At 72.3% G+C, this 7,960-nt stretch carries 10 protein-coding genes; 7 read left to right on the top strand and 3 right to left on the bottom strand.

Features of this window, described 5'->3' with window-relative positions:
- A partial coding sequence (locus G6028_RS04425) for a DUF732 domain-containing protein (protein ID WP_182641480.1) occupies positions 1-369 on the top strand: 369 nt, incomplete at its 5' end.
- A gap of 18 nt (positions 370-387) precedes the next feature.
- Here G6028_RS04425 and G6028_RS04430 read toward each other — a convergent pair.
- Complete coding sequence (locus G6028_RS04430) at positions 388-1,575, bottom strand: patatin-like phospholipase family protein (protein ID WP_182658170.1); 1,188 nt, start codon at positions 1,573-1,575, stop codon at positions 388-390.
- A gap of 204 nt (positions 1,576-1,779) precedes the next feature.
- Between G6028_RS04430 and G6028_RS04435 the strand changes: the two genes are divergently transcribed.
- Positions 1,780-2,250, top strand: a complete 471-nt coding sequence (locus tag G6028_RS04435; protein WP_182640127.1) for a DUF4262 domain-containing protein — start codon at positions 1,780-1,782, stop codon at positions 2,248-2,250.
- A gap of 37 nt (positions 2,251-2,287) precedes the next feature.
- Positions 2,288-3,127, top strand: a complete 840-nt coding sequence (aroD, locus tag G6028_RS04440; RefSeq protein WP_182658171.1) for a type I 3-dehydroquinate dehydratase — start codon at positions 2,288-2,290, stop codon at positions 3,125-3,127.
- On the opposite strand, the gene G6028_RS04445 is transcribed toward aroD, so the two are convergent.
- Complete coding sequence (locus tag G6028_RS04445; protein WP_182658172.1) at positions 3,099-4,037, bottom strand: LysR family transcriptional regulator; 939 nt, start codon at positions 4,035-4,037, stop codon at positions 3,099-3,101. The two genes, aroD and G6028_RS04445, sit on opposite strands and share 29 nt — an antisense overlap.
- 182 nt (positions 4,038-4,219) lie before the next feature.
- Between G6028_RS04445 and G6028_RS04450 the strand changes: the two genes are divergently transcribed.
- Positions 4,220-5,230 (top strand): YeiH family protein, encoded by a 1,011-nt coding sequence (locus G6028_RS04450; protein ID WP_241730540.1) that lies wholly within the window; start codon positions 4,220-4,222, stop codon positions 5,228-5,230.
- Positions 5,227-6,366: an NAD-dependent epimerase/dehydratase family protein gene (locus G6028_RS04455; RefSeq protein ID WP_241730537.1), complete on the top strand. Its 1,140-nt coding sequence runs from the start codon at positions 5,227-5,229 to the stop codon at positions 6,364-6,366. Before G6028_RS04450 ends, G6028_RS04455 begins: the two co-directional genes overlap by 4 nt.
- A 34-nt stretch (positions 6,367-6,400) precedes the next feature.
- Here G6028_RS04455 and G6028_RS04460 read toward each other — a convergent pair whose 3' ends face one another.
- Positions 6,401-6,841 carry an SRPBCC family protein gene (locus G6028_RS04460; RefSeq protein WP_179523687.1) on the bottom strand — a complete coding sequence of 147 codons (441 nt, stop codon included), beginning with the start codon at positions 6,839-6,841 and terminating at the stop codon, positions 6,401-6,403.
- 48 nt (positions 6,842-6,889) lie between these two features.
- Between G6028_RS04460 and G6028_RS17590 the strand changes: the two genes are divergently transcribed.
- Together G6028_RS17590 and G6028_RS17595 are read left to right on the top strand one after the other, a co-directional pair.
- On the top strand, positions 6,890-7,120 hold the full coding sequence (locus G6028_RS17590) for a DUF1697 domain-containing protein (RefSeq protein WP_241730538.1): 231 nt from the start codon (positions 6,890-6,892) through the stop codon (positions 7,118-7,120).
- Positions 7,121-7,141: 21 nt separating this feature from the next.
- The gene (locus tag G6028_RS17595; RefSeq protein ID WP_241730539.1) at positions 7,142-7,528 is read left to right on the top strand and encodes a hypothetical protein; all 387 of its coding nucleotides are present in this window, start codon (positions 7,142-7,144) and stop codon (positions 7,526-7,528) included.
- Positions 7,529-7,960 lie beyond the last annotated feature (432 nt).

The following is a 7,960-nucleotide window of genomic DNA, read 5'->3' on the forward strand; positions in this document are numbered from 1 at the left end:
GTGGCCGCCGAGGCCACCTCCGCGGTCGGGGACGCCACCGACGGCGACGGGCCGACGACCGGCGAGCAGCCGGCCCCGGACGGGGACGGCGGCGACGACCGGTCTCCCGAGGAGCAGTTCCTCAGCGAGATCAGGACCGTCGGCGTGGACGCCGAGGACGAACAGGGTTATCTCACCCGGGGGCGCGACGCCTGTGCGTCACTCGACGGCGACATGGGCTACGTCGACGTGGTCCGGCAGTACAACGACGCCCACGCCGATGCGCCGGTGACCGAGGCCCCGGTGGTGGTGGCGGCCGCGGTCAGGGCGTTCTGTCCCCAGCACCTGCCGCAGGTCGGCCAGGACGAGGGCGGAAACCAGGGCGGCTGAAGCCGAGAGGGGCCCGTCTCACAAGCCCTCCCTGTCCAACGCCTCCGCGGTGAGCCGACGGCCGAGTTCGATCATCTCCTCCGCGCGGTGGAAATCGAAGGCCGAACACGAGTCGGACGGCACCTCCACGAGGACGTCGGGGCGGTTCCCCGCCATCCGGTAGCCGGTGAGGATGCTCTGCATGGCCTCGATCGACTGGGAGACCACGTCGAAGATCCGCAGCGTGCCCGGGAGGGACTCGAGGCTCCGATCGTCCGCCTGGGCGTCGGCCCGGACCTCGCGTTCGCCCTCCTCGACCGCCTCCTCGACCTCCGGTGACGGCTGCGCCGACCCTCTCGGGGTGGCGTCGTCCCCGGTCCGGGAATCGCCCCCGGCGCCCCGCCCGGTCGGGTCGATCCCGGGTGCGTCCAGCCCGGCGGTGTCAGGACCGGCGGTGTCCGGACCGGCCGCGTCCGCCCCGGAGGTGTCCTGACCGAGGCGGGCCGCGACCAGTCTGACCAGGTCCGCGTCCCGCACGTCCGCCGCCGCCGTCCGGATGCGTCCGGAGAGCCTGGCGGTGGTCGCGGTGACGGTGCCACCCTTCTTGGACATCTTCGGATCGGCCACGGCCGAGGGCTCATCGGGGTCCGAGCTCTCCTGGAAGGTGGACCCGCGGATCCCCGCCCGACGCCCGGTCAGCGACACGGCCAGGACCAGATCGCTCTCCACGGAGGCGAGTGGCTCGAGCGGGACCGGGTTCGTCACGCCGCCGTCGATCATCAGGCGCCCGCCCACGATCGCCGGGGTGACGATGCTCGGGATCGCGAACGACGCACGGACGGCGATATCGGCCGGGCCCCGGGTGAACCACACCTCGCGCCGCGCCCGCAGGTCGGTGGCCACCGCGGTGTAGGGGATCGCCAGATCCTCGATCCGCACGTCATCGAGCATCTCGCCGATCACGCCCATGATCTTGTTGGCGCGGATCGCTCCCCCGCCGGCGAAGGACACGTCGAGCAGCCGCAGGACGTCCCGCTGTGCCAGACCCCGCACCCATTCCTCGAAACGGTCCAACTCGCCGGCCGCGAGCAGCGACCCCACGACCGCCCCCATCGACGCCCCGGACACCCCGACCACCTCGTGCCCGCGCGACTCGAGCTCGCGTATCGCCCCGATGTGCGCGTATCCGCGCGCCCCACCGGAACCCAGTGCCAACGCGACCTTCATCCGATCCCCCTCCGTCGTCCTCACTCGTGCCCGGTGCCCACACACCGGGGCCGTCCCCTCAGCGGATTCGCCTCCAGTGTGCACCGGCGCGGCCCGCGCCATCCCGGCACCGGGCCGACCGTGTCGTAGGCGCGGTCTACCTTCACCATCGTATCGAGCACCTGTTCGATACCCACGATCACCGAACACACAACAGGAGTTCCCGTGTCCCACACCGTCATCCGGTTCCGCCCCGTCGCCGCCATTGACCCCGACATGGCGCGCGTCGCCGCCGACATCGACCGGTTCGGCCTGCACCTGGTCCACGTGGGCGAGGGCTGCGCCTGCGAGGACTGCGAGTCCGCCCCACTGCCACCCGACCAACGGTTCGGATACACGGTCGGGCTCACCGATCGCGGACACCCGGAACTCCTGGCCCGCGGCCTGGGCGCCCGGGAGACGGCCGCGTTGCTCACCCGGTGGGGCGGGTCCGTCCTGGACGGCCGGGTTCTCGACGCCGGCCACCTGCTGTGCGAGGGCCCCGACGGACCGACGTGGGAGCTCGTACCGGTCCGGCGCCCCTCCAGGACTCTGCGGTGGGCGGGTCGCTACTACCGCACCACCGGTACCGGCGGCCTCACCGCACTCGAGCTGGTCCCCGCCGGGCGGCCCTGCCCGTGCGACGGGTGCTGCTGAGACCACCGCACCGGTGGGGCCGTCGTAGGGTCTACTCATGCCCCGCCATCGGCTCGTCCTGGACGCCCGTTCGCCCTCGATCATCGTCCCGCTCACGGGTCGGGATCTCACGGAGCTCGCCGAGCAGATCGGTGCGCTACGCAGCGCCGACTCCGAGTTCCGGAGCACTCCCGTGAGAGGGACCCCTCCGGCCGGGGTCTCACCGGACACGGACCGACTGGTCGACGTGGTCGAATGGCGTGTCGACCTCTACGGACCCTTCACCGCCGGGGCCGGGAGTGATCCGGACCCGGCGGTGCAGGCCCTGGAGCAGATCTCGGCTCTGTTACCGGGACTGCCGGTCCTGGCCACGTTCCGCACCAGGTCCGAGGGCGGGGGTGCGGAGATCTCACCGGAGGCCTATGTCGCGCTCGTCGAGGCACTCGCCTCGACGGGCATGGCGGCCGCGTTGGACGTGGAGTACCGGCACCCGCACGCAGAGGACGCGATCACCGCCGCCCGCCGACACCGCACCCCGGTGGTGGCGTCCAACCACGACTTCGACGCGACCCCGCCCGCCGAGGAGATCGTGGCGCGGCTCACGGCCATGGAGGACGCGGGGGCGGACGTGGCCAAGATCGCCGTGACGCCGCGATCCGCGGCCGATGTGGTGACGCTGCTGTCCGCCACCGAGGAGCGATACCGGGCCGCTCGCATCCCGCTGATCACCATGTCGATGGGTGGCCTGGGGGCGGTCACGCGGCTCGGCGGTGGCCCGTTCGGCTCCTCGGCCACCTTCGCCACGGTGGGCGCGGCATCGGCGCCCGGCCAACTCCCGGCCGAGGGGGTCCGCCACGCGCTGGATCTGCTCAGCGGACGGTCCGCCCCTCGGGGGTGATCACGTCCGCGCGCTGGTGGCTCCTCCGCGCGAGGGTCACCAGCTCACCCGCCGGGCCGGTCAGCTGACGCGGCGGCCGCCACACCGCGCGCAGTTCCCGTCGCAGGTCCAGCCCGTCGATCTGGATGATCTTCAGGGCGCCCGAGGCCACCTGATCGGCCACGGCGAGCGTGCTCATCCCCGCCGGTCCCACCCCGTCCAGGACGCTGGTGCGGATAGCGGCCGCGCTGGCGAGTTCGAGCAGTGGAGCGGGGCGCTCGTACTCGTGGAGTGCGCGGTCCAGGGTCGTCCGGGTGCCGGACCCCGGTTCCCTCACCACCAACCGTGTGGCCGCGAGCTCGGAGATGGTCACCGGGGTGCGGCGCCGGGCCCACGGATGGGTCGGCGCCGCCACCACCACGAGCCGGTCGCGCGCAACGGTACTGGTGTGCAGACCGCTGGGAACCGTCGGGGACTCGACGAACCCGACGTCACAGGTGCCGTCCAGAACGAGTTCGGCGACCCTGACGGAATTGTGGACCTGCAGGTGGATGTTCACCTCCGGCAGCACGCCCCTCAGTGCCCCCAGCCAGCGCGGCATGAGGTGTTCTGCCACGGTCATGCTCGACCCCACCGTCAGCGTGGCGGACCGCTCGGACTGCAGGCTCTGCGCCACCTCCAGTAACTGGGTCGTCTCGGCGAGGACCCTCCGCGCCCAGTGGGCGAGCACCGTCCCGTGCGGGGTCAACGTGGCGCCCCGCGGGTGCCGACGCAGCAACGGCGTGCCGAACCGCCGCTCGAGATCCTTGATCGCCCTGCTCGCGTTGGGCTGCGCCATCCCGACCCTCCGGGCCGCCGCGCTCAGGCTCCCCTGGTCGTCGACGCCGATCAGCAGCTCCAGGACGGCCAGGTCGGGCCACCTCCGTGTCATGCAGACAGCATATGGCTCCGCTTCGGGCCATGCCTGTGAGATATGGACGGATACCGGACTGCCGGCTACCGGACGGGCCCGTCCGCGTCCATCCTGGAGACGTGACCACCCCCCTGACCGCCCGGCGACGCGAGCACGGCCACGCAGCGGTGTCGCGGGCCTCGGACTCGGCGACGTCCGGACTGACCGGCGTGCGGGTCAGGGCACGAACGCTCGCCCCGGGCACCGCGTTGACGCTCGCCGGAACAGCGGCGGCGCTGGGGGTCGGCCACCTGGTCCCCACCCTCAACCCGATGCTCGTGGCGATCGTGCTGGGTGCCGCACTCGGCAACACCGTGCGCCTGCCGGCCCGTGCCACCGCGGGCCTGGCGTTCTCCTCGCGCACCCTGCTGCGGGTCGGCATCGCCCTGCTGGGTCTGCAGCTCCTGCTCGGGGACATCACCGCGCTGGGGTGGCAGGTCGTCGCGCTCGTCGTCGTCATCGTGGTCCTGGGAATCGCCGGCACCATGGCGCTGGGGGGCGCGCTGGGTCTCGGCTGGACGCAGCGCCTGCTCATCGCCTGCGGGTTCTCGATCTGCGGCGCAGCGGCGGTGGCGGCCGTGGACAGCGTGTCGGACACCGACGAGGAGGAGGTCCTCACGGCGATCACCCTCGTCGTCATCTTCGGCACCCTGATGATCGTCGCGGTCCCGGTTCTGTCGGGGGCACTGGGCCTGTCGGACACCGCGGCGGGCATGTGGGCCGGCGGATCGATCCACGAGGTCGCCCAGGTGATCGCGGCAGGCGGGGCGATCGGCGGCGGCGCCCTGGCGGTCGCCACCGTCGTCAAGCTGGCCCGGGTCCTGCTGTTGGCCCCCGTGGTCACCGTGATCAGCCTCCACCGGCGACGGACGACCGGTACCGACGCCCGGGGGACCCGGCCGCCGCTGGTCCCCGGGTTCGTCGTCGCGTTCCTCGCCCTGGTCCTCCTGCGCTCGTCCGGGCTCGTCCCCGACCCGGTCGTCGACGCCGCCTCGCTTGCGCAGACCGTCCTGCTCACCTGCGCCATGTTCGCCCTGGGGATCGGTGTGCGGGTGGCCGCGATGCGCAGGGTCGGCGCACGCCCGGTCATCCTGGCCGCCGCCTCGACGGTGTGGGTCGCCGGCCTCGCGTTGGCCGGTGTCCTGCTCATCGCCCCGACGCTCGGCGGTTGACGGCCGCGACCCGGGAGGTACCGTCGACCGGACTGACGGGCTCGGGCGAGGAGGCCGGAATGCGGATCGTCATCATCGGCGCGAGCGGGAACGTCGGCACCGCGCTGCTCCGTCGTCTGCGCGAGACGCGCTCCGGCGACCGACTGGTCGGGCTCGTGCGACGGCCACCGGATCCCGTCGGCGAGTACCGCGGAGTCGACTGGCACGCGCTGGACGTCTCCGGTCCGGACGCGGCCGGCGAACTCGGTCGACACTTCGTCGGGGCGGACGCCGTCGTCAACCTGGCCTGGGGTTTCCAACCCACCCGCAACATCGGCTACCTCGAGAGCGTCGGGGTCGGCGGGACCGCCGCGGTGCTCGGTGCCGCACAGTCGGCCGGGGTGGGCCTCCTGGTCCACATGTCCTCCGTGGGGACCTACGCGCCGGGCCGCCACGGTGAGCACGTCGACGAGACCTGGGCGAGGACCGGGGTGCGGAGCTCGGCGTACAGCCGACACAAGGCCGCGGCGGAGACGCTCATCGACGACCACGAGAGTCTCCTCGGGGCCGATGCCGTGCCCGTCGCCCGGATGCGCCCGGGCTTCATCGTCCAACGAGCGGCGGCGAGCGGACTGACCCGGTACGGACTGCCCGCCTATCTGCCGGCGCATCTCGCGCCGCGGGTCCCGCTGCTGCCGGTCGACAGGAGCCTGTGCCTGCCCCTCGTCCATGCCGACGACGTCGCCGACGCCGTCGTGCGAGTGATCGAGCAGGGCGCCACCGGCCCGTTCAACCTCGCGGCCGAACAACCGCTGACCAGTGACGACCTCGCAGAGGTGCTCGGGGCCCGGGCGGTCCACATCCCCCTGCCGCTCCTCGGGGCCCTCGTCGGTCTGACGTGGCGGGCGCGCCTGCAGCCGGTGGACCGCGGATGGCTGGACCTGGCGTACGCCGTGCCCCTGCAGGACTGCGCCCGGGCCCGCGACGAGCTCGGATGGGCACCGGCCTGGGCGCCGACGGAGGCCATGGCCGACCTGCTCGACGGCATCGCGCACCTCGCCCACACCGGGAGCGCACCACTGCGTCGCAGATCCGTGCCCGACCTGGTGCGCCGCGATCTGACCGACGGACTGATCTCCTCCCGCCGGTTCTCCTGACCGGATCCCACCCCCGAGGGCTCGGGGCGGATGATCAGCCGTGCCGCCGCAGGACCTCGTCCCGCAACCCCGTGGTGGCCACGTCGGCGATGTGCTTCTGCGCCTTCTTGACCACGGCACCCGGCAGCTTGATCTTGAGATCCACCTCGAGGTCGAAGACGACCTCGGTGGTGCCGTCGCCGTTGTCCGTGAGCACGTAGCGGGCGTTCTGGACCTTCTGGGAACCGCTCTCGACCAGGGACCAGCTCACCTCGCCGTCGTACCACTCGTAGCGCACGACCATCTCGTCGGTGACGCCGTACTGGGACACCCGCTCCCACACGACGATCGGCCACCCCTCGTCGTCGGCCTCCCTGACCTCGACCGCACGGTGGGCGCTCGACCAGTCGACGAGGGACTCGACGTCGGCCAGGACCTCCATGATCTCGGGGACGCCGGTCTCGATCTTCACAACGGACTGAACTGACACTGCCATGGCGGGAAAGCTACCCGCGCGGGCCTGCCCCGGGAGGAAGATCGGGACATGAGTACCGGATCGGCGGGCCCACACGCCGGGGAGCATCGCAAGGTCGTGCTGCTCCGCGGGATCAATGTCGGAAAGAGCAACCGGATCGCGATGCCCGACCTGGTCGCGTGCACGGAGGCCGCGGGCGGGACGTCGGTCACCACGGTGTTGGCCACCGGCAACGTGCTCGTCACCGATCCCCGACCGGTGACCGGACTACGCGCGGCGCTCGAGTCCGCGTATGCGTAGAGGTTCGACTACACGGCGGTCGTGCAGGTCCTCACCCTCGACGCGGTGGCGACGGTGGTGGCCGCGTACCCCTTCGACGCGCTGCCCGAGCACCACGACTACGTGGTGTTCTCGGACGACCCGGAGGTGACGACCCGGGTGACGGTGGCGATGCGCGCGGCCATCCGGGAGGTCGGCGAGGCGGCCGCCGGCGCCGACGCGCATGCCGGGGCCGGGCCGGCCACCGACAGTGAGACGACCGTCAGCACGGAAGCGGTCGCCGAGGGCGCGGGCTGTGTGTACTGGCGTGTCCCCCGCGGCTCGACGCTGACCTCCGACGCGTACAAGGTGCTCGACGGCCGGGAGAACAAGCGTCACCTCACCACCAGGAACCTCAGGACCCTGGACAGGATCCTCGCCGCGGGGTGAGTCAGGGACCCGGTGGAAGCCAGGGACCCGGGTGGGTCAGGGGCCCTCTACGGACGCCCCGATCGTGTCGACCAAGCCCGCGAGGGGCCCGAAGATCGCCGGGAAGATCCCGTCCCAGAACATCTGCAGCTGGCTGAAGTCGATAACGGGCATCAGTAACACTCCTCGCACCGGGGTGGTGAGCGGACCCTCCGCGGCCACCGGGTTCCCCGGAACACAGGATCGCGGCACGGACGCCGAATGCGCAACCCCACACGCCCCGCGAGTCTCTGAAGCGAACCCGCGAACCGCCGCCTGGCAGACTGCCCTCGATGCCCCATGACCCCGCCCGACCGCTCCTGGCCGCCGCGGCGCTGCTCGCGATCGCGGCCGCGACGGGCTGCTCGGATGCCGGGACCGGGCCGGATGCGGGCCCTTCCGTGGACCGGACCA

This window comes from Dietzia cercidiphylli, from assembly GCF_014145145.1.
GTDB classification, from domain to species: domain Bacteria; phylum Actinomycetota; class Actinomycetes; order Mycobacteriales; family Mycobacteriaceae; genus Dietzia; species Dietzia natronolimnaea.